General features: G+C 59.6%; 20 protein-coding genes. 4 read left to right on the top strand and 16 right to left on the bottom strand.

Annotation, left to right across the window (positions count from 1 at the left end; all coding sequences use genetic code 11):
• Positions 1 to 128 precede the first annotated feature (128 nt).
• The 3 genes from RB216_RS10930 to RB216_RS10920 all read left to right on the top strand — a co-directional run bounded on the left by RB216_RS10930 (position 129) and on the right by RB216_RS10920 (position 1,872).
• Positions 129 to 515 (top strand): hypothetical protein, encoded by a 387-nt coding sequence (locus RB216_RS10930; protein ID WP_028619724.1) that lies wholly within the window; start codon positions 129 to 131, stop codon positions 513 to 515.
• 11 nt (positions 516 to 526) lie between these two features.
• On the top strand, positions 527 to 1,129 hold the full coding sequence (locus RB216_RS10925) for a glutathione S-transferase (RefSeq protein ID WP_308908686.1): 603 nt from the start codon (positions 527 to 529) through the stop codon (positions 1,127 to 1,129).
• A 68-nt stretch (positions 1,130 to 1,197) separates the two neighbouring features.
• The gene (locus RB216_RS10920; protein ID WP_028619722.1) at positions 1,198 to 1,872 is read left to right on the top strand and encodes a glutathione S-transferase family protein; all 675 of its coding nucleotides are present in this window, start codon (positions 1,198 to 1,200) and stop codon (positions 1,870 to 1,872) included.
• Here the strand turns inward: RB216_RS10920 and RB216_RS10915 are convergent.
• The 12 genes from RB216_RS10915 to RB216_RS10860 all read right to left on the bottom strand — a co-directional run bounded on the left by RB216_RS10915 (position 1,869) and on the right by RB216_RS10860 (position 13,815).
• Positions 1,869 to 2,357, bottom strand: coding sequence for a flavin reductase family protein (locus tag RB216_RS10915; protein ID WP_028619721.1), 489 nt, complete (start codon positions 2,355 to 2,357; stop codon positions 1,869 to 1,871). The two genes, RB216_RS10920 and RB216_RS10915, sit on opposite strands and share 4 nt — an antisense overlap.
• A gap of 16 nt (positions 2,358 to 2,373) precedes the next feature.
• Complete coding sequence (gene gabT / locus RB216_RS10910) at positions 2,374 to 3,678, bottom strand: 4-aminobutyrate--2-oxoglutarate transaminase (RefSeq protein ID WP_308908685.1); 1,305 nt, start codon at positions 3,676 to 3,678, stop codon at positions 2,374 to 2,376.
• A gap of 71 nt (positions 3,679 to 3,749) precedes the next feature.
• Entirely contained in the window at positions 3,750 to 5,438 is a 1,689-nt protein-coding gene (locus RB216_RS10905) for an NAD(P)/FAD-dependent oxidoreductase (protein ID WP_028619720.1), read from the bottom strand.
• A 26-nt stretch (positions 5,439 to 5,464) separates the two neighbouring features.
• Positions 5,465 to 5,974, bottom strand: a complete 510-nt coding sequence (gene amcG / locus RB216_RS10900) for a cispentacin moiety biosynthesis protein AmcG (RefSeq protein WP_050587944.1) — start codon at positions 5,972 to 5,974, stop codon at positions 5,465 to 5,467.
• 20 nt (positions 5,975 to 5,994) lie between these two features.
• Entirely contained in the window at positions 5,995 to 7,104 is a 1,110-nt protein-coding gene (gene amcF, locus RB216_RS10895; protein ID WP_028619719.1) for a cispentacin biosynthesis acyltransferase subunit AmcF, read from the bottom strand.
• A gap of 31 nt (positions 7,105 to 7,135) precedes the next feature.
• Positions 7,136 to 7,819, bottom strand: a complete 684-nt coding sequence (locus RB216_RS10890) for a hypothetical protein (protein WP_028619718.1) — start codon at positions 7,817 to 7,819, stop codon at positions 7,136 to 7,138.
• Between the two features lie 9 nt (positions 7,820 to 7,828).
• The gene (gene amcH / locus RB216_RS10885) at positions 7,829 to 9,271 is read right to left on the bottom strand and encodes an adenylate-forming 2-oxoglutaryl-ACP ligase AmcH (protein WP_050587943.1); all 1,443 of its coding nucleotides are present in this window, start codon (positions 9,269 to 9,271) and stop codon (positions 7,829 to 7,831) included.
• 1 nt (position 9,272) lies between these two features.
• Positions 9,273 to 9,542: an acyl carrier protein gene (locus tag RB216_RS10880; protein WP_032864610.1), complete on the bottom strand. Its 270-nt coding sequence runs from the start codon at positions 9,540 to 9,542 to the stop codon at positions 9,273 to 9,275.
• A gap of 42 nt (positions 9,543 to 9,584) precedes the next feature.
• Positions 9,585 to 10,847: a cation:proton antiporter gene (locus RB216_RS10875; RefSeq protein WP_308908684.1), complete on the bottom strand. Its 1,263-nt coding sequence runs from the start codon at positions 10,845 to 10,847 to the stop codon at positions 9,585 to 9,587.
• A gap of 160 nt (positions 10,848 to 11,007) precedes the next feature.
• On the bottom strand, positions 11,008 to 12,207 hold the full coding sequence (locus RB216_RS10870) for an MFS transporter (protein WP_308908683.1): 1,200 nt from the start codon (positions 12,205 to 12,207) through the stop codon (positions 11,008 to 11,010).
• A 14-nt stretch (positions 12,208 to 12,221) separates the two neighbouring features.
• The gene (locus RB216_RS10865) at positions 12,222 to 12,605 is read right to left on the bottom strand and encodes a RidA family protein (RefSeq protein ID WP_028619715.1); all 384 of its coding nucleotides are present in this window, start codon (positions 12,603 to 12,605) and stop codon (positions 12,222 to 12,224) included.
• Between the two features lie 442 nt (positions 12,606 to 13,047).
• Complete coding sequence (locus RB216_RS10860; protein ID WP_236319045.1) at positions 13,048 to 13,815, bottom strand: SDR family NAD(P)-dependent oxidoreductase; 768 nt, start codon at positions 13,813 to 13,815, stop codon at positions 13,048 to 13,050.
• 137 nt (positions 13,816 to 13,952) lie between these two features.
• On the opposite strand from RB216_RS10860, the gene RB216_RS10855 reads away from it, so the two are divergent.
• Positions 13,953 to 15,101, top strand: coding sequence for an aldose epimerase family protein (locus tag RB216_RS10855; protein ID WP_068933930.1), 1,149 nt, complete (start codon positions 13,953 to 13,955; stop codon positions 15,099 to 15,101).
• Positions 15,102 to 15,215: 114 nt separating this feature from the next.
• Here the strand turns inward: RB216_RS10855 and araH are convergent, their stop codons facing one another.
• The 4 genes from araH to RB216_RS10835 are packed head-to-tail and all read right to left on the bottom strand — an operon-like array spanning position 15,216 to position 19,597.
• A complete protein-coding gene (gene araH / locus RB216_RS10850; protein WP_068933932.1) occupies positions 15,216 to 16,184 on the bottom strand; it encodes an L-arabinose ABC transporter permease AraH in 969 nt (322 codons plus the stop codon).
• A gap of 9 nt (positions 16,185 to 16,193) precedes the next feature.
• Positions 16,194 to 17,696 carry an L-arabinose ABC transporter ATP-binding protein AraG gene (gene araG / locus RB216_RS10845; RefSeq protein WP_028619711.1) on the bottom strand — a complete coding sequence of 501 codons (1,503 nt, stop codon included), beginning with the start codon at positions 17,694 to 17,696 and terminating at the stop codon, positions 16,194 to 16,196.
• Entirely contained in the window at positions 17,693 to 18,697 is a 1,005-nt protein-coding gene (locus RB216_RS10840; protein ID WP_308908682.1) for a substrate-binding domain-containing protein, read from the bottom strand. Before RB216_RS10840 ends, araG begins: the two co-directional genes overlap by 4 nt.
• Positions 18,698 to 18,733: 36 nt before the next feature.
• Complete coding sequence (locus tag RB216_RS10835; protein ID WP_028619710.1) at positions 18,734 to 19,597, bottom strand: SMP-30/gluconolactonase/LRE family protein; 864 nt, start codon at positions 19,595 to 19,597, stop codon at positions 18,734 to 18,736.
• Positions 19,598 to 19,623: the final 26 nt, after the last annotated feature.

Raw genomic sequence — 19,623 nt, 5'->3', positions numbered from 1 at the left:
TATTGTGGTAAAAATTATCGATACTTTGAGGGCTACACTCAGGATAAAGTAACCTCAAATTAACAATCCTGCCAGCTGCAGGCGTCTTTTCGTTCCACCGTCACCTCGCGAACCGCGGAGCGTCTTCGATGAAAACCACGATCATGGAACAGAGCGTCTCGACCGCCCGTATCACTCAGGCTCCGCAGGTATTGCTGGCGAAAATGGCGTTGGGCCGACATTCCCTGAAATGGCTGGTGACCAAGGATCAACTACTCTCTTTCTGGTTGGAACAGCAAGCCTATGTCGTCGCGCTGAAAGGGCGTCATTGGATGACGTCCCAAGGTACCGATGTCTGCCTGGAACCCGGGGATTTCACCTGTCTTGCGCCGGGCCTGATTCTGCTGGAGGGCGACGGGGAAATCGCGCTGTTCCTGGCCGCCGACGAGGCCAGTCCTCGCGTGCGCGGGTTGCTCCTGGATCTCTACAAATACCTCAAGCATCCCCACTGCACTTTGAAAATTACCCTGACGTAAATGGAGGCTTCATGAAACTGGTTGGCATGCTGGACTCGCCCTACGTGCGCCGCGTCGCAATCTCCCTGGACCTGTATGGCGTCGACTTTGAGCATCAGCCGCTCTCGGTATTCAGCACCTACGAGCAATTTGCCCAAATCAATCCGGTCGTCAAGGCGCCCTCCCTGGTGCTGGACGATTCAACCGTGTTGATGGACTCAAGCCTGATCCTCGAATACTTCGAAGCGCTGGCGCCGGCCAACAGGAAGCTTTTGCCCGATCGCGCCAGCGAGCGCGCCCAGGACCTGCAATTGATCGGGCTCGCACTGGCCGCCTGTGAAAAAACCGTGCAGATTGTGTACGAGCATAATCTGCGCCCCGCCGAAAAGCTCCACGAGCCGTGGCTCGACCGGGTAACCGGCCAATTACTGGCAGCCTACTCGACCCTGGAAAAACGCCTGGCCCACGCGTCCGACGAAAAGCTGACTCAAGGCGCCATTACCGCTGCAGTGGCGTGGTCGTTCAGCCAGTTCACGGTCGCCTCAGTGGTCAAAGCCGAGTCCTTCCCGTACCTGCAGCGTCACGCCAAGCGCTTGGAGGAACTCCCGGCCTTCACGCAATACCCCATCCAATAAACTGGCTCAAACGCCACGCGAGCCGGTCCCCACCGGCTCCTCGTCCTGCGCCCACATGAACGCCCCCTATGTACACCGTATTTTTTTCACCTACCGCCAACGGTTATAAAATCCTGCTGATGCTTGAGGCCCTGGCGGTCAATTACGACATCTGCCACATCAACCTCGCCCGCGATGAGCAGCACCTTCCCGCGTATCTGCAGCTGAACCCGCACGCGAAGATTCCGGTGCTGCTCGACCACGATACCCAGCAAGTGGTGGTGGAGTCGGCGGCGGTGCTGCTCTACCTGGCGGACAAGCACGCCCGTTTTCGCGGGACGTCGCCCGAGCAGCGCTGGCAGGTGGTGCAATGGCTGATCTGGCAAGTCAGCAGCCTGGGACCGATGGCCGGCCAGAATTATCACTTCCACCATCAGGCTTCCCAACCCGAGGCATACTCGGCCAACCGTTATCTGAACCAGACCCGCACGCTGTTCCAGGTATTCGAGCAAGCCATCGCCGGGCGCGCGTTTATCTGCGGCGAATTTTCCATCGCCGACATGGCGATTTATCCCTGGCTGCGGCTGCACAAGGTGCTGCACATCAGCCTGGAGGCGCTACCTCACACCGTGCAGTACCTGCAGCACATGGCCCAACGGGACGATGTTCGACGCGCCTATGATGCAGGCGCGCCGTATCATGAGCGCACGCACGGCGACGTCGACAAGCTTACGGCCATTGCCGATCGCCGCGCGACGGGCTAGACCGCCGTGGCGTACTTGCCTGCATGAAAGATCAGCGGGTTGCCTTCATTGAGTGTGAAGCTGATGACTTCGCCGATGAAAATCCAATGATCGCCACCGTCGAACTCATTGCGCTTGATGCATTCGAACTGAGCAATCGCGCCATCGATCAACGGCAGCTGGTTTTCGCTGATTGCGTAGGGCACCTGGCTGAACTTGTCAGCGGTCGGCGTGGCAAAACGGTCGCTCAGCAGTTGTTGCTCATGGGCCAGTACATTGATCGCGAAGCCATCCGCCGCCTGGAATGCACGAGCGGTGTAAGATTCCTTGCGCAGGCTCCACAAGACCAGGGCCGGCTCCAATGACACCGAATTGAAGCTGCTGACCGTCAGCCCGGCAGGCGCGCCTCGATCATCCAGGGTTGTGACAACGGTGACCCCCGTGGCGTACTTGCCGTAGGCGTTACGCAACGCGCGCGTGTCCATCTGTTTTTCAAGCGTCTGCATTTCCCTGTCCACCTTTTCAGAGTTGGCCAACCACGGTGTGGTTGTCGATTGTCGTCAAGCATGCCGCCAGTATCTCCAGACCTTCGAGCAACACGGCCCGGGGAATGGTCAGTGGCATGAGAAAACGGATGACATTGCCGTATTGCCCGCACGCCAGCAGGAGCAAGCCGCGCTCGCGCGCGCATTGGATCAGTTGCCGGGCCAGGCGCGCAGAAGGTACACGGTGCGCCGCATCGTCAAACAGCTCCAGGGCAACCATCGCCCCCAGGCCGCGGATACGGCAATGGATACCAAGGGCGCCGGTGATTTCCTTGAGGTTGTCGCGCAGATCCTCGCCCAGTTCGCGGGCGACGTTGAGCAACCCTTGCTCATCGAATACCCGCAGGACGGCCAATGCAGCCGAGCAGGCCAGCGGGTTCCCGGCGTAGGTGCCACCGAGGCCGCCGGGCAGGGGCGCATCCATGATTTCAGCCTTGCCGGTCACGCCCGATAACGGCAGCCCGCCGGCAATCGACTTGCCGAACACAATCAAGTCGGCATGGACGCCCATTTGCTCCATCGCGAAAAAACTGCCGGTACGCCCCGCGCCACACTGTATTTCATCCGCGACCAGCACAATGCCATGCTGGTCGCACAAGGCGCGTAGCGCCACCATGAACGCCACAGGGGCTGCGACAAATCCCCCTTCACCCTGGACCGGCTCAATAACGATGGCAGCGATATCTTCCGGTGCGGCGTCGCTGCTGAAGATCCGGTAAATGCTGTTCATCGCCTCGACTACCGAAACGCCGGCGTCCGCATCCGGGAACATCGCCCGATAGACACCACCGGGCATCAGTCCCATGCCCTGGGCATAGGGGTTGACCTTGGCGGTCATCGCCAGGGTCATCAGCGTTCGGCCGTGATAGGCGCCGGTGAACACAATCACACCCGTACGGCGTGTGTGTACGCGGGCGATTTTCAATGCGCTTTCTACCGCCTCAGAACCTGTGGTCAGCAGCAGCGTCTTCTTGGCAAAATCGCCCGGCACCCTCGCGTTGATCGCTTCACACACCGCGATATAGCTCTCATAGGGCACCGCCGCAAAACACGTATGGGAAAACTGCTGCAATTGCGCCTGCACCGCGTCAACCACCTGCGGGTGCAGGTGACCGGTGTTGAGCGCTGCAATCCCGCCGCAGAAATCCACGTAGCGCCGCCCTTCGACATCCCATAGCAGCGCATTGTCGGCACGCTCCACGTACACGGCATGGGCCTGGTTGACGCCCCGGGCGACTGCCTGGGTGCGTCGCTGCGCCAATGCCTGGGTTGTATCTTGCATACCCTTGCCCTCTCGTAGACGACAGTCAAAGCGGCTCCAGCCTTCACCGGAGCCGCATGCAGTGGGGGAACTCAGCGGGCCCGATAGGCTTGCAGCGCTGCATCTGCCTCGGCAGCCAGCTGCAGGCGGTCGCCGTAACGGTAGCTGTCGAGGAAGTCGAACTTGACCGGTGCATTGCCGCGATCAAATCGTGCCTTGAGCCCGCCCGGTGCATCATTGGCCCACTTGAGCAACGAATCGGCAAACTCCTGGCTCGCGCGGGAGATGAAGCGGTTGGAGAAGTCGGCGAAATCGATCGGCAAATGCTCGCGCTGCTCTTCGAACAAGCGCTGCAATACCTCGATGGTCTGCGCCTCGCTCTGCTGGCCGGCACGGTAGGCTTCCATGGCGGTGCAGGCGGCCTCAAACAGCGCTTCGTAATACGGGCTCTCGATCGACAGGTGCCCAGCATAGGTTGCCGTCTCGAACGCCTGTTCCAACGCCTCGTTATCGCCGGTCTTGAGGTAGTCGGAGAGAATCTTGCGAAACCGCAGCACGCCAATGTAACTGCCACTGATCCACACCCTGAACCACGCATTCCAGAGTGGGAAGCTGTCGAACGCGGTAAAGGAGTTGGCCACCAGGCGGTCGTTCACTTTCACCACTTCCAGGCTGTAATCCTGATATGAGAGAAAGTCCTCCTTGCGCCAGACGTCAGTCTGGACCGCCTTGAGGATCTTCGGTGCCACCCGCGCAATCGACTCGAAGGTATTGACCAGGCCACGAGAAAACAAGGGGTCGACAAAACCCACTGCATGCCCGAGCAAGCAGTAACGGTCCCCCACGCTTTCGCGGCTGGTGTAGTTGAGTCGGGGGGCTACGGTCCATTCGCGCACCCTGGCCGCGCCCTCGAAATGCCGGGCAACGGAGGGGTGATCGTCAAGAAACTGCTTGAACTCCACCTCTGGATCACCAGCAGGACCATGCTCGTCGATATCCAACTGCAGCCCGATGCTGCATAGCGGGTTGGTAGAGTGAGGATGATTGTTGAACGGGATGATCCACAGCCATCCGCCCTTGAACATATGGTGCAACGTGCTTTGCGCCAGGGGTGTAGGCGAACCGGAAGCCTGGGTCGACGCGATGACCTCTTCGTAGAGCTTTACCCCGGTCATATGCGTGAAGATCGACCGGGTACGCGCCTGCATTTCCCGGGCGCCCTGGCGTAGCTGGTACTTGTCGGCGATGGGCGAACGGTAACCCGCCGCGTCCACCACGTAGCGTGCGCTGAGCTGTTCGCGGCCCAGGTTCAGGATCATGCCGTCGGCGGTTTCTTCAATATCCTGAATCCGCGCTTGTTGCTTGATGGTCGCGCCGAGCCTGGCGGCCAGGGCCAGGTAATAGGCGTCCACATCCTGCCGGAACAGATGGGCCTCGGGGGCGATAACCGGAGTGGACACCACATCCAGCGGGTTATGTTCCTGGTGTTTGCCGTTCCAGGCAAAACTGAACGCCAACTTGATCCCGGCCGATGAGGAACCCACATGCTTGATCAGCGAATTGAGTTCGCCGGGGTAGGCCAACTCCGGTATGGCGTAACGGTTGGCCAGGATTTTCAACAGCACAGCGCTCTCGGGCACCATCGATTCGCCCACTGCAAAACGCGGATGGGTGCCGGCGTCGATGATGACCACGCTCACACCTTCCTTGGCCAGGATAGCGCCCAACATGGTTCCGGCAATGCCACTGCCAATGATGGCTACGTCGTAAGTGTTTTCCATGACAACCTCGATCGGTGGTTATTGATTCAGTGAAAGTGCGCACTTGCGCGCTGTAGGAGTTCGGTGCTGACCTGAAGTACCTCGACGCTGTCCGTCTGGGCCTCGACCAGAAACAGATAGTCGGCCTGGCCCGTGGCTAGCCAATAGTCGGCCAAGCCTCGGGCAATGGCTTGAACGTCACGTCCAGGCATGGTCAGGACCAGCGTCGGTCCCTGGAAGCCATAGCGTGTGCAACAGATGGAGGTCGCCGCTCCGGCATTGGCGTTGATAAAGTCCGAGGGCGAAACACGGTCCTTGCTGGCCAGGCCTTCGACGATCTTGTCGGTGGTGGTCTTGGGATAAGCGTTGCCGTAATAAATGAACCCCACCTGAGCACGCACCGGGTCGAGGCGTTCGCGGTATTTGAGGTACAGCTCGCTGACGCTGGACAGCACGCTGTAGACCGACGGGTCAGCGCTTTTGAGGCCTTTGCGCAAGCCTTCATCTAGGTCGTTGTAAGTGAAGTTGCTGGCATGAGCACGATCCAGGATTTTCATGAGACCCTCCTTGAAGTGACTTAGCTGTAGCGTTGGAACACAAGGCTGGTATTGAACCCGCCAAAGCCGATGGTGAGGCTCAGGCCGATCTGCGCCTGTGCCTGCAATGCCGTGCCGACGGGCAAGCGGAAATCCAGGTTCGCGATTGGCGTCTCAAGCCCGTGGATGGGCGGCACGACTCCGGTCTGCAGGCTCTTGACCAAGGCAATCGCCTCCAACGCCCCCGTTGCGCCCAATGTGTGGCCAAAGGCGCCTTTCGTGGCAAAGACGATGGGCTGGTAGCCGCTGAAGTAATCGGCATAGGCTGCGCTTTCCACCCGGTCATTGGTCAGGGTTCCCGAGCCATGGGCATTGACCAGGCCGATCTGGTTACGGTGAATCCCCGCCTCCTCCAGAGACCGGTCCAAGGCCAGGCGAATACCCGTGCCTTGCTCGTCCGGCGCAGTCAGCCCGGCGGCATCGTTGGCCGAGCCACAGCCCAGCAGATAGGCATAGGGCTTGCGCGCCTCTTGCCCTTGACGCTCCAGCACCAGGAACCCCGCGCCCTCCCCCAGCAGCGTGCCGTCGTGATGCTGGTCGAACGCCCGCAGTCGAGTCGCCGACATGGTGCCCAACGCGGTATGGGCCAGGCGTTTGGAGCGGCCGAGGATATCCGCACCGCCACAGACACAGGTGTCGGCCAACCCGGCTCGGATCAGGTAAGCCCCCAGCATCAGCGCATCCGAGCCCGACGAGCACGCGGTGGACAGCGCCAACGGCTGCAAACCGAGTTGCTGCGCGGTGGTCACTACCCATTCATGCAGCGGATCTTGGTGAAACGCCAGGCTGTCCAGGCGATACCCAAGGCTGGTGCCGGCAATCAGAAACTGCCGGGGGTTTTGCCCGCTGACGGCCACTCGGGCATCGTCCAATGCCGCCTTGGCCGTGCGTTGCGTCAGATCCAGCAGCCGTGCCTTCGGCTCGGCGATGTCGCTGTCCGGCAGGAAGCCTGCCAGCGTGTTCTTGAGCGGATATTCGACGGGCAGATCACGTATGCCTGTCTGACCTTCTACCAGCCGCTCCCATACGGTCTGCAATTGAGACCCTAACGCGGTGGTCCATCCGAGACCTGTCACTACAACCTTGTTCATAGTGCCTCCAGCAAAAAAATCGGGAGTCGCCTCAGCCGTAGACCCGTTGAAATTCGTCAACCGGCTTGTCGTGCACTGGCGAGGGATAGTAGTTATCAAGCAACTCGCCCGAGACCAGCTCGATGCGCCGGGCAAACGGCTCGCTTTGCAGCCAGCGGTCGCTGTGGATGAAGGTTTCGTCGATATCGGCGGCATTGAAGCCCGGCAACTGCGATGGTTCGACGATCTTGCGGCGCTTCTTGTCCAGTACCTGGGCATAGGCCGAGGCATCGAAGTAGCGGATGCGGTTGTCCTGTATCAGCGCGTTGATGCAGTGCCAGCGCTGTGGCAGGTACAGATAGTTGACGAAGATGTTCCTCACCGCGTAGACCTTCTGGCCGAGCAACTGGCTGACGAGCACGCCCGCCACGTTGGCCATTTCCGAGCAGAAACACGGCAACCGCGGCCCCTCGTCGAGCATGGCGTTGAGGTAGTCCAGGGGGCTGATCGCGGGAATCACCACGTCCCGATAGTGCTCATAGCGCTGGATGCAGGCTTCCCATTGGCTCGGGTCGAACTTCAACTTGACCACATTGGGCGGGTAGGTCTCGAACTGGTCGGACTCCTGCAGCACATGACACATGTACCGGGGAATCAACGCCATGACATCCTCCAGTGAGGACAACGCGTAGCGATTGATCACTTCGCGGGCCGCAGCCGTAAGCTGTTCATTCATAGCAGTCACCTACTTGTAATTGACGATGGAGCCGGCGTCCTGAAAGACCAGGTCAATGCGGCCGGGACGCTCGTAGCGCTTGAGCAGTTTCAATATGTGTTGCTTGAACGAAGGGCCGTCGCAGGACGGCACGATGGACTGATCGAGCGTCACTTCCAGCTCGAATCCCGCCAGCGCCTGATGTGTCGGCTTGACCAGCGTTCGGCAACTGATGACCCCTGGCAGCGTGCGGCAGATGTGCTTGATCGCCCCAAGGTTGACCTTCTCATCGTTGATCACCAGGAAGTCCGATTTACGCCCTTTGAAAAACAGATATCCCTGCGCGTCCTGGGTAAAAATATCGCCGGTGCGCAACCATGTCGTCCCGTCGATATCGACCAGAGGCGATTTCGCGCTGCGCCCGATTTTGCTGAGCAGCAACGTATTGGATGAAACCAGCAACTCCCCTTGCCAAGGGCTCTCGGACAGCCAGTCGAGCCTCACTTGGGTGCCCGCCAACGGTAGCCCCACCGAGGCATACCGGGCAGGGTCGACGCGGTGGGCGGCCAACGTCGACACGCGGGGCCCGGCTTCGGTGATGCCGTACGTCAGATACAGCTCCAATTGCGGGTTTGCTTGCAGGCAACGCTGCACCTGCTCCGCCGGTACGTGGTCGCCCCCCACGCTCAATACGCGCAACCCAGGCGGTAAGCCGGACGGTTCGCAGGCATTGATCTGACGCAACAGCACCGGTGTCAGCGAACTGACCGTGATGCGATGCGCGGCGATATCGCGGGTGTATTGCGGCAGTAAAAAGGGCGGACCGCTGATGACCAACTGGGCATCCAGCGTCAGGGTCGCAATGGCTTGGGCCACCAGTGCCGTCGAGTAATACAACGGCAGATTGACCAGCACCCGATCCTCTTTACGCAGCCCGATGCTGTGGGCATGTCGCAGGCCATTGGCTTGCAACGATTCGAACCGGTGCACGCAACCGCTGCTGAACGACGCTGAAGTGCCTGATGTGGTGATGATGACCTCACCAGGTCGCGTCGACGGCATACGCGGCGCATCGAAAATCAGCACACTCCAGCGACCGATGAGTTCAGCCCGTGCGCCTGGCCCATGGGGAATACCATCAATGCGCAGACTCGACTTCACCAACGCCGCGGCCTGGAAATCCTCGATGATCTGCCCAAACCGCTCAGCCGGGGTGGTCGGCGCAATCAACGCCGGTACCAGGCCGCTGTTGAGCACAGCGAAAAACATGTGCAGTACATCGATCGTGTTCGGCAAGGCGATGACCACGACGTGTCCGGGCTGCAGCGGACTGGTTTGCCAGAACCTCAGGTAGTCCGTGTAAGTGTCAGTCGCTGTGCAATGATCGCCTACGGATGAGGTGGCCGAAATATTCAACAGTTTATCGGCAGGAAAGAACTCCCTGCTTCGTTCGATTGACACAAGGCTATTCATTTCAATGAGCCTCAAGCTTGTTGACAATAAAGTCAGACAGGGTCTTGCAATTAAAGAAGTTGTCGGGCCCGAACTCTTCTTCACTGATCTTAATCTTGAATTCTTCTTCGCATTGAAAACGCAGTTCGATAAAACCAATCGAGTCCACGCCCACTTCCGAGGAGAACCCCGCCTCCTCTTTTATGTGCGACTCCGGAATATCCAGGTCCAACTTTTCGGAAACAATTTTCTTCAGAATCGCGATAACTTCTTGCCGGGTATGTACGCTCATGGAAACCTCGCTTTTATCAAAGGAAACAACGGGTATTACAGGTCAGTGAGAACTTCGCGTTTGCAGCATTTCTTTCGAAAGAAATACATGGGGATCCGGGCGTAACAGACGCCGGACCAAGGGTGTCGTCGTTGCAGTAATAATCAGCGCCATGAACACCAGGATGGTGTAGGCATCGATCGAGATCAGTTTGAGTTCCAGGCCAATCGCCAGGATGATCAGCTCCATCAACCCACGGGTATTCATCAGGGCGCCGACAATGGCCGAATCGGTCCGTTGCAGACCGCTGACACGCGCCCCCAGATAGGCGCCACCGAACTTGCCAACAAACGCACACACCAGGAATACGCCGAGCCAGATCAGGTTTTCCTGACTGCCAAGGCTGGCGAACGAGGTTTTGATCCCGGCGTAGGCGAAAAATACCGGCAACAAAACAAAGTTCAGAAACCCTTCCACCTGGTTGCGCCAATAGTGAGTGAATTCAGGCACCTGCTTCATCATCAAGCCGGCGAGCAGCGCTCCGATTGCACAGTGCAGGCCCAACCAGTCAGTGACCCAGGCACACAGCAATACGTAGCTGATCACCATGGGCATGATCGCCGCGTGCTCGTCCCGCGCCTGGGCGCGGCGGATAAAGGGGATGACCAGGTAGCGTGTCACGCCATAGAAACCGACGAATGCCACCAACAGTTGCGCAGCGAAATAGCGAGCATCGAGGGGATTGCCATCCACTCGGGAGCAAAACACTATCGCGCCCAATATCACCCAGCCCACTACGTCGGTGATCACAGCCGCACGCAATGTGACATGGGCCACCAGCGTTTCCTGCAAGGCGAGGCTCTGGACGATCCGCGTCATGACCGGCACCGCAGACACTGCCAACGCAACACCGCAGAACCAGGCGAACCCCCATTTCGAATAGGTCGGCGCCAAGTGTTCATGGGCAACCAGCGCCACGCCTACGCCCAAGGCAAAGGGCAAAACCAGCCCGAGCAGGGCAATCGCCAAGGCGGCGAAACGCCCCTGTGCCGATGCTTCGGGGTGCCGTTGATTGATGTGCACACCGACTTGGAACATCAGGAAGATCAGCCCCAGGTCGGCAACATGCGCCAACCATCCGATGTGCTGGGTTTCAAACAGGCCCACGGACTGACCAAGGGATGATTCCAGGCGCCCGAACACCGTTGGCCCGAGCACGATACCCGCGGTTATCTCGCCCACCACGCGACATTGTCCAAGGCGCTCAGCCAGCCAACCAAATAGGTGACAAGCAAGTAATATAACGGCCAGTTGTATGAAAAACATAGTGAAGTACCCATGCAGTACAACGATTGAAAGAGCCACACAAGACGCCGAACTTCAGGCATGCCTTCGGCATCCAGGCACGGTTTAAACCCACCCGCTACACAGTCATTGGCAGTACAGCAGTCCATCCATCTATAAAACTTAGCGATGCGTGCGCAGTTTACTTATCAACACTATCGGCAATCGAAAGTTCGACAACTGCGCGCGCGCCAGGCGAACGCATCAAGTAGTTGGCAGCGCCGCCCGTCAACGCAAGTAAAAGACTCGTCCAACAAATACCGGTCCAGCCGAAATAAGCATGAATGACCGGCGCAGCTATCGACCCTATGGCGCCGCAGCCATAATAAAAAAACATATAAAGTGCAAACAGGCTATTGCGCTGGAGCGGATCTATTTTCAGCACGGTCGTTTGATTGGCGACTTGGGCGCTGAAGCAACCCAAGTCAAACAGCACCACTCCCGCGACAATCGCGAGCAGAGAATAGGGAAATACCAGCAACACAAGCACGCCCAGTCCGGTCATGCCGAAGCCGGCGCCAATCACCTGTCGGCTTCCCCACTTGTCTGCCCATTTTCCGGCCGGCCGAGCCATCAACAATCCTGCCAGCCCGGCCAGGCCGAGCATGCCTGCCTGGGAAGGGCTCAACGACATGGGTGCGCTGCTGACGTGGAGCATCAATGCAACCCACAACAAGCTGAAAATCAAAAACCAACAGCCTCCCAATAACGTAGCCCGGCGTAATGCCTCGTGGCGCATGAACAGAGGCGCAAGGCCGAGGAGCAATTGCCGATAACTGGCACTGCGCCGGGTTTCGATATAGGGCAACACCGCTCGACTGGCCAAGGCCAGCAGCAGCATCAGCAGCCCCACCACCACGAGCATCCCACGCCAGCCAAATTGATCAGCCAGAACACCGCCCATGAACCGCGCCAACAGAATACCGGCGGCGATACCGGCACCCACCAGCCCGACCGTGCTGCCCTTCGGGTCAATCTGAAAGCCTAGGGCGTTGAGCTGCACCGCATTGGTGGCCATGGCGCCAATCACGGCACCGAGGCCGATCATGTACAACAGGTGCGTGCCGCATGCCGCCAGCAATAATGCCAAGCCCAACACCAGAAATTGAAGACTGACCACGCTGCGCTTGTTCCGCGAATCGCCAAGGGGCACCAGCAGCATGATCCCCAGCATGTATCCAACCTGGGTACTGCCGGCGATCAAGCCGGTGGCCGACACGGGGATGTTCAACGAGACCGCGATGGCCGGCAGCACAGGCTGCAACACGTAATTGTTGGCGATGGACAGCCCTGCGGCGACAGCCACAAACCCCGTGACGAATCGCGTGTCGGATAGGCTCATATCAACGCTCTCCGTCAACGATTCCGTTGGGCAACCACTTCAATGCCCACCAGCATTTGCGGCTCGGCGAAAGGCAGCACATGCAACAGCGTGAACGCCGGCCGGATATCACGAAAGAAGGCGCCATGGACCTCGGCCGCCTGCCGCCACTCCGTCAATTGCGTCAGGTACATGCGGCTTTGCACCACGTCTGTGAGGGCGAAACCGGCGTCCTGCAGGATGCGGCTGATCTTTTCCAGGATGACGCGAGTCTGCTCGGCGACATTGGACGCGACGATGATTCCGTCGGGCCCGAGTGCGCCCGTCTTGGATATGTATAGGGTGTCATCCACTTGAACCGCCCGGGAAAACCCGAACACTTCCTCCCAGCTGGAGCCCGATGAATACCTTTCGCGCATAGTTCATCTCCTTATGAAACGGGGCCTGATGCGGCTTAGGTATGGAGCAGTGATCTTTCGGATCCAATGATCAAAACCATACGCCCGACGCCTTGGCGATGTCTAGGTTCAAGAACGCATATAGTTAACCTAAACTACCAATACAAACGATATAGACCGTTTAAAATACGATTAAATTTAAGTAAAACTACACTGTCAGTTAACATCCACTACCAGATCGAAGCGCCTTCATCGGCAAAATTGTCTTGATTTCAAGCTGTTGGCCGACAGCTCGACTGATCGGTCCGAAGGGCACCCGAATGCTCACTGGCGCGCCTGACCATTCGTCGGCTAACGCATATTGGCGGGAGGGGGAGGAGTTTATGCACAAGCGAGTTGACAGACTGCTCCTGCGCAAGAGCAGTCCATTGAAGTCGACATTCGGATGGAGGGTGCGACGCGGTTAAACCCAACCGCCATCCACAATAAAGTTCTGCGCCGAACACATCGCCGAGGCATCGGAGGCGAGAAACAACGCCATATTGGCGATGTGCTCCGGCAGCACGCTGCCCGGCAAACACTGGCTGCGACTGATCAGTTCCTTGGCCGCATCGTCGACCCACATCGCCAGTTGTTTTTCCGTCATCACCCAACCCGGCACCAGCGTATTCACGCGGATCCGGCTCGGCCCCAGCTCCCGGGCCAGGGCGCGGGTCATGCCGTGGGCGGCGGCCTTGCTGGCGGCGTACACCGGGTAGCCGGCGGAAGCCATCATCCAGCCGACGGAGCCGAGGTTGATGATCGCCCCGCCGCCCGCGTTTTTCATCATCGGCACCACGGCCTTGGCGGCGAAGAAGGCGTGCTTGAGGTTGACGGAGATGAGCCGGTCGAACATTTCCGAGTCGACTTCTTCCAAGCTGTGGCGTACGTCATTAGCGGCATTGTTCACCAGCACCGTGATCGGTCCCAGGGAGTGTTCGAAGCGTGTGATGGCGGCCTTGTAGGCGATCTCGTCGGTGATGTCGCAGTTCACGAATTCCACCGTGTGCCCTCGCGAACTCAGCAAAGCCGCCAGGCGTTCGCCCTGGCTTTGCGCGCGGTCGACAAAGCCGACCTTGGCACCTTGCGCAGCGAAGGCGCGCACCATGAATTCGCCAATGCCTGAGGCGCCTCCAGAGATCAGGACCGTCTTGCCTTCGAGGTCGGGGTAAACAGCGTGCTGGCGGGTCATAAAAGCTTGCCTCATTTAATTAGTCTTATTTTATTTTGCAAAAATGGCGTTAAAGGCTATAAATTCGCTGCTCTATCGACAAAATATCGCACATTAGTAGAACTATTCCACTCAAAACAACAAAAGGAAGTTCGATCATGAAGCACCCTCGATACCTGCTGTCGGGCCTGGCGATGTCCATGCTGATCGCCAGCGGCGGCACCCAGGCCGCAGGCCTCACCAGTGAGCACAAGCCCTTCGGTAAAACCAATGACGGCACTGCCGTCGAACAGTACATCCTGCGCAACAGCCACGGCATGCAAGCCACGGTGATCACCTATGGCGGCGTGCTGCAGTCGCTCAAGGTGCCGGACAAACACGGCAAGGTCGAAGACGTGGTGCTGGGCTTCGACGACGTGCAGGGCTATCAAAGCGGCACTGCATTCTTCGGCGCGACCATCGGGCGCTTCGGCAATCGCCTGGCCGGCGGCGCCTTTGAGCTCGACGGCAAACGCTACCAGGTGCCGCTCAACGACGGCCCCAATTCGCTGCACGGCGGCGCCCAGGGCTTCGACAAACACGTGTGGAAAGCCACGTCCGTCAAGGCCAAGGACTCGGTGGGCGTGACCCTCACCTACTTGTCCAAGGACGGTGAAATGGGCTTCCCCGGCAACCTGAAGACCGAGGTCACCTACCGCCTCAACGACAACAATGAACTGCACATCGACTACAAGGCCACCACCGACAAACCCACGGTGCTCAACCTCACCAACCACAGCTACTTCAACCTGGCCGGCGCGGGCAATGGCGACATCCTCAAGCAGGTTGCCACGTTGCACGCCAGCCATTACACACCGGTGAATGCCACCTTGATCCCTACCGGCGAACTGGCGCCCGTCAAGGGCACGCCGATGGACTTCCTGAAACCGACGCCCATCGGCCAGCACATCAAGGACGATCACCCGCAGCTCAAGTTTGCCGAGCCGAAGCAGGGTGGATTTGATTTCAACTGGGCGCTGGATAACAAAGGTGATGTGAAGCAGCTTGCGGCCGAGGTGCATGATCCTGAGTCGGGGCGGCGCTTGCAGCTGTTTACCACGGAACCTGGGGTGCAGTTTTATACCAGCAACTTCCTGGATGGGTCGGTGAAAGGCAAGGCTGGGAAGACCTATCTGCACTGGAGCGGTTTTACGCTGGAGACCCAGCATTTTCCGGACGCGCCTAATCAGCCGAAGTTCGCGTCTACCCGCCTGAATCCAGGGCAGACCTACACCCAGAACACCGTCTTCAAATTCTCCACCGATTAAACCTGTGGGAGCGGGCTTGCTCGCGAATGCGCCGTGTCAGTCAACTCATTCGGGTCTGACACTCCGTATTCGCGAGCAAGCCCGCTCCCACATTCAGTCTTCACAGGGCATGACTCAGCGTTGTTTCATGCGGTCGATGACCACGGCCAGCAGCAGGATTGAGCCGCGAATAACATATTGATAGAACGTGTCGATGTTCTTCAGGTTCATCGCATTCTCGATGATCGCCAAAATCAGCACTCCGGCGATCACATGGCGGATCATCCCTACCCCGCCACTCAACGAAACCCCGCCCAGCACGCACGCCGAAATCACCGTCAGCTCAAAGCCCTGGCCAATCATCGGCTGGCCGGAGGTCATGCGCGACGCCAAGATCACCCCGGCCAACGCCCCGATCACCCCGTGCACGGCAAAGATCAGGATCTTGGTGCGGTCCACATTCACGCCTGCCAGCAACGCCGCTTCCGGGTTGCCGCCGATGGCCATGGTGTTGCGCCCGTAGGTGGTGTAGTTGAGCAGCCAGCCGAAGAACAGGAAGCACAAAATGGTGATCAGGATCGGCACCGGCACGCCAAACAACTGGCCGTTACCGAAGACAAAGAACTGATCCTGGGACACGCCCACCGCCTTGCCGTTGGCAAAGATGTACGCCAGGCCACGCACGATCTGCATGGTCGCCAGCGTGGTAATCAGCGCATTGACCCGCAGCTTGGCGATCACGATGCCGTTGATCAGCCCCACCATCAGGCCCATCAGCAACGCGGCGCCAATGCCGAGCATGACGCTGTCGGTGTCGCGCATCACAATCGCCGCCACCACCCCGGCGCAGGCGATGACCGAGCCCACCGACAGGTCGAAGTGCCCCGACGCCAGGCAGAACAGCATGGTGCACGCAGCAATGCCCACGGTGGAAATCGCCAGGCCAAGCCCGCGCATGTTCAACGGTGAAAGGAAGTTGTCGATCAGCAAGGCGCACAGCAAAAAGATACTCACGGCGGCCAGCAGCATCGCCCAGTTGTCCAGCAATGCGCGCAGGTCCAGAGGCTTGCGCGCGGTGGGCAGCACGTTGTGTTGAGTGGTCATAATCGTCTCTCAGTTCGCCAGGCTGCGCGGCAAGGCCAATTGCAGCAGGTTGGATTCAGTCGCGTGTTCGCGGGTTTGTTCGCCGCGCAGCGCGCCTTCGCAAAGCACCAGGATGCGGTCGGCGATGCCCATCACTTCCATGAGGTCGCTGGACACCACGATCACCGCAATGCCTTGAGCAGCGAGGTTATGGATGATCTGGTAGATCTCGGCCTTGGCGCCGATATCGATGCCACGGGTGGGCTCGTCCAACAGCAACACTTTCATCGGCATCGACAGCCAGCGGCCAAGAATGGCTTTTTGCTGGTTGCCGCCGGAGAGGTACATGATTTTTTGCGCAGCGGTGGGCGTCTTGACCTTCATGGCCTTGATCTGCTGGTCGGCGTTGCCCTGCTCCCAGCCGTCGCGCAGCAGCCAGCCAAACGTGGAATGGGCGCCCCGCGCGCTGATATTGATGTTCTCGGCGACGCTGGACAGCGGAATGATGCCCTCCTTCTTGCGGTCTTCCGGGCACAACAGCACGCCGGCGGCGATAGCATCCCGTGGTGACTGCAGATGCAGCGGCTCGCCGCAGAGTTGCAGTTGCCCGGCGCTGACACGCTCCAGGCCGCTAAGCAGACGGAACAGCTCCGTGCGCCCAGCCCCCACCAGTCCGAACAGGCCGAGAATCTCGCCCTTGCGCACGTTGAAGCTGATCGGCTCGCGCAGGCCGGGCCCCAGCAGGCTGTCGACCTTGAGCGCTACCTCGCCGTGCTCACGCGGGCGGTAGTCGTAGATGTCCTGGATATCGCGACCGACCATGCAGGTCACCAATTGATCATGGGTCAGCGCACTCATGTCGTCGAAGGTGCGCACATAACGGCCGTCCTTGAACACCGTCACCGCGTTGCAGATACGGAACACTTCCTCCATGCGATGCGACACGTAGAGCACCACTTTGCCCTCATCCCGCAGACGCGCGATGATCGCCATCAAGCGGTCGATTTCCCGCGCCGACAAGCTGCTGGTGGGCTCATCAAACGCAATTACATGGGCGCCACGGGACAGCGCCTTGGCGATTTCCACCAGTTGGCGCTGGCCCAGGGACAGGCGCCCGAGCTTTTCGGCCGGATCGATTTCATCCGCCAACCCCTTGAGGCAAGCGAGGGCCTGCTTGCGCAGGAGCCCTCGGTTGACCACGCCAAAACGCGCCGGCAAGTGCCCGAGGAACAGGTTTTCGGCCACGCTCATTTCCGGCACCAGGTGCAATTCCTGATGGATCACTGCCACGCCGCTGGCGATGCTGTCGGCGGCATTCTTGAAGGCCATGACCTGCTCGCCGATCTGCAGCGTGCCGCTGTTGGGGATGTAGGCGCCGCCGAGGATCTTCAGCAGCGTAGACTTGCCCGCACCGTTCTCGCCCATCAACGCGTGCACCTGTCCTGGGTGGGCGCTGAAGCTGATGCCATCCAGCGCCTTGACCCCCGGAAAGGTTTTGCCGATGCCGTCAAATCGCAAGGCGGCAGCGGTCATTGCCACAGCCCGATCTTGGTCAGTTCAGCCTGGAAGTTTTCACGGGTGATCAGGGTGACCTCGTCCATGGCCGTGTACTTCGCCGGTTCAGTGCCTTTAGTGACCCACTCGTACATCATCAGCGCGGTGTTGTAGCCCTCAATGTGCGGGCTCGGCAGCATCGAGCCGAAGAAGCCGCTGCTCGGTTTTTTCAGTTCGCCGATGGCGTCGGTGCCATTGATGCCGATGCCAATCACGTTGGCCGCCTTGAAGCCGGCGCTTTCAGTCGCGCGCACGCCGCCGAGCACGGTGTTGTCGTTCATGCCGCCGATGATCAGGTTTTTCGCACCGCTGGGCAGTTTCACCAGGGCCGAGTTCGTCGCGTCCATGGAGCCTGGGACATCCAGGGTCTTGGCCGCCGTAAACAAGATGTGATCCTTGGGAATGCCGGCTTCTTCCAGGGATTTGACCGAGCCATCGGTGCGCTTCTTACCGGTGTCGAGCTCGTTGAAGGTATTGATCACCGCATAGGTGTCCTTCCATTCCCAGCCGCGTTTTTTCGCTTCGGCGGCCATGGCGGCGCCCTGCTTCTGGCCCACTTCAAAGGCGGCCATGCCCAGGTACGGCACGTCTTCCATGAAGTTGCCTTTGGCATCGACGAAACGGTCATCCACCGCGATGACTTTCAAACCATTGGCCTTGGCTTTGGCGACGATGGCCGGGCCGAGGGACACGTCCGGCGGGCAGATCACAAAGCCCTTGGCGCCGTTGGCGGCCAGGCTGTCGATGGCCGAGAGGGTTTTCTCACCGTCGGGCACGGCGATCTTGATCACGGTGAAGCCATGTTCCTTGCCGGCTTTCTCGGCAAAGGCCCACTCGGTCTGGAACCACGGCTCCTCGGCCTGCTTGACCAGGAAACCGATCTTCACTTCTTCAGCGGCCAGCAACAGCCCGCTCAAGCTCATGGCCGAGACCGCCACAGCGGCGCAGCACAGGGAACGCAAACCACGACGACGATTCATACGGGTGACTCCTTGTTGTTGTTTTTAAAGGGGGACTTATCCGGCAAAGCGGTGACAGGGTTTGCCTGGCACGTCGACCTCGATGGCCAATACCGCACCATCCAGGGGGTGATCCAAAGGGCTGGCGGCACTGGTGATATAGAGGGTGGTGAGGTTCGGCCCACCAAACACGCAACTGGTGGGGCGGCTGACGGGCAGCTCGATGATGCGGTCCACTTCGCCGTCGGGCGTGAGACGCAACAGGCAACTGCCGTCCCAGCGGGCGTTCCAGAGATAGCCGTCAACGTCCATGGCCGAGCCATCCGGCCCGCCGCGTTCGTGGGGGCCGAACCAGCGTTGCGCGGGATCGAGCTGGCCGTCCGCTTGAATTCCATACCGGTACAGCGTGCCATCCAGGCTGTCGCCAAAGTGCACGTGGCGGCCGTCGTCGCTCCACAGCAAGGTATTGGGAATGCCCAGACCACTGAGCAACGGCGTCACCTGCGCATCGGCATCGATACGGAACAGGCCGCCGGAACGCCGGATGACGGGCAGGTCTTCGCCCCGCTCGCCGATGTTGTTCTGCATGGTCCCCAGCCACAGGCGGCCCTGGGCATCGCAGCGCGCTTCATTGCCACGGTTGCCCGGTTGCGGGTCCGCGACGCACAGCAGGGTCAGGGCTTCGGTGGCCAGGTCAAGGCGATACACGCCGCTGCTCAAGGTCACCAACGCATCGCCGCTTTCACACGGGATGAACGCCGAGACATGCTCGGGCAACTGCCACACCTGCAATTGCCCGTCCATCAGGCGCAGCGCCTGTTTACCGGCGATATTGACCCAGTACAGCGCCTGAGTGGGCGCGTCCCAGAACGGACCTTCGCCCAGCTGCGCACGGTGCGGGGTAACGGCAATACACGACATGATGCCTCCTGGATTGTTGTTGTTCT

It is taken from the genome of Pseudomonas canadensis, assembly GCF_030980095.1.
GTDB lineage: Bacteria > Pseudomonadota > Gammaproteobacteria > Pseudomonadales > Pseudomonadaceae > Aquipseudomonas > Aquipseudomonas canadensis.
Note: the sequence above shows the minus strand (reverse complement) of the source record. Positions and strands in the feature narration are given on the sequence as shown.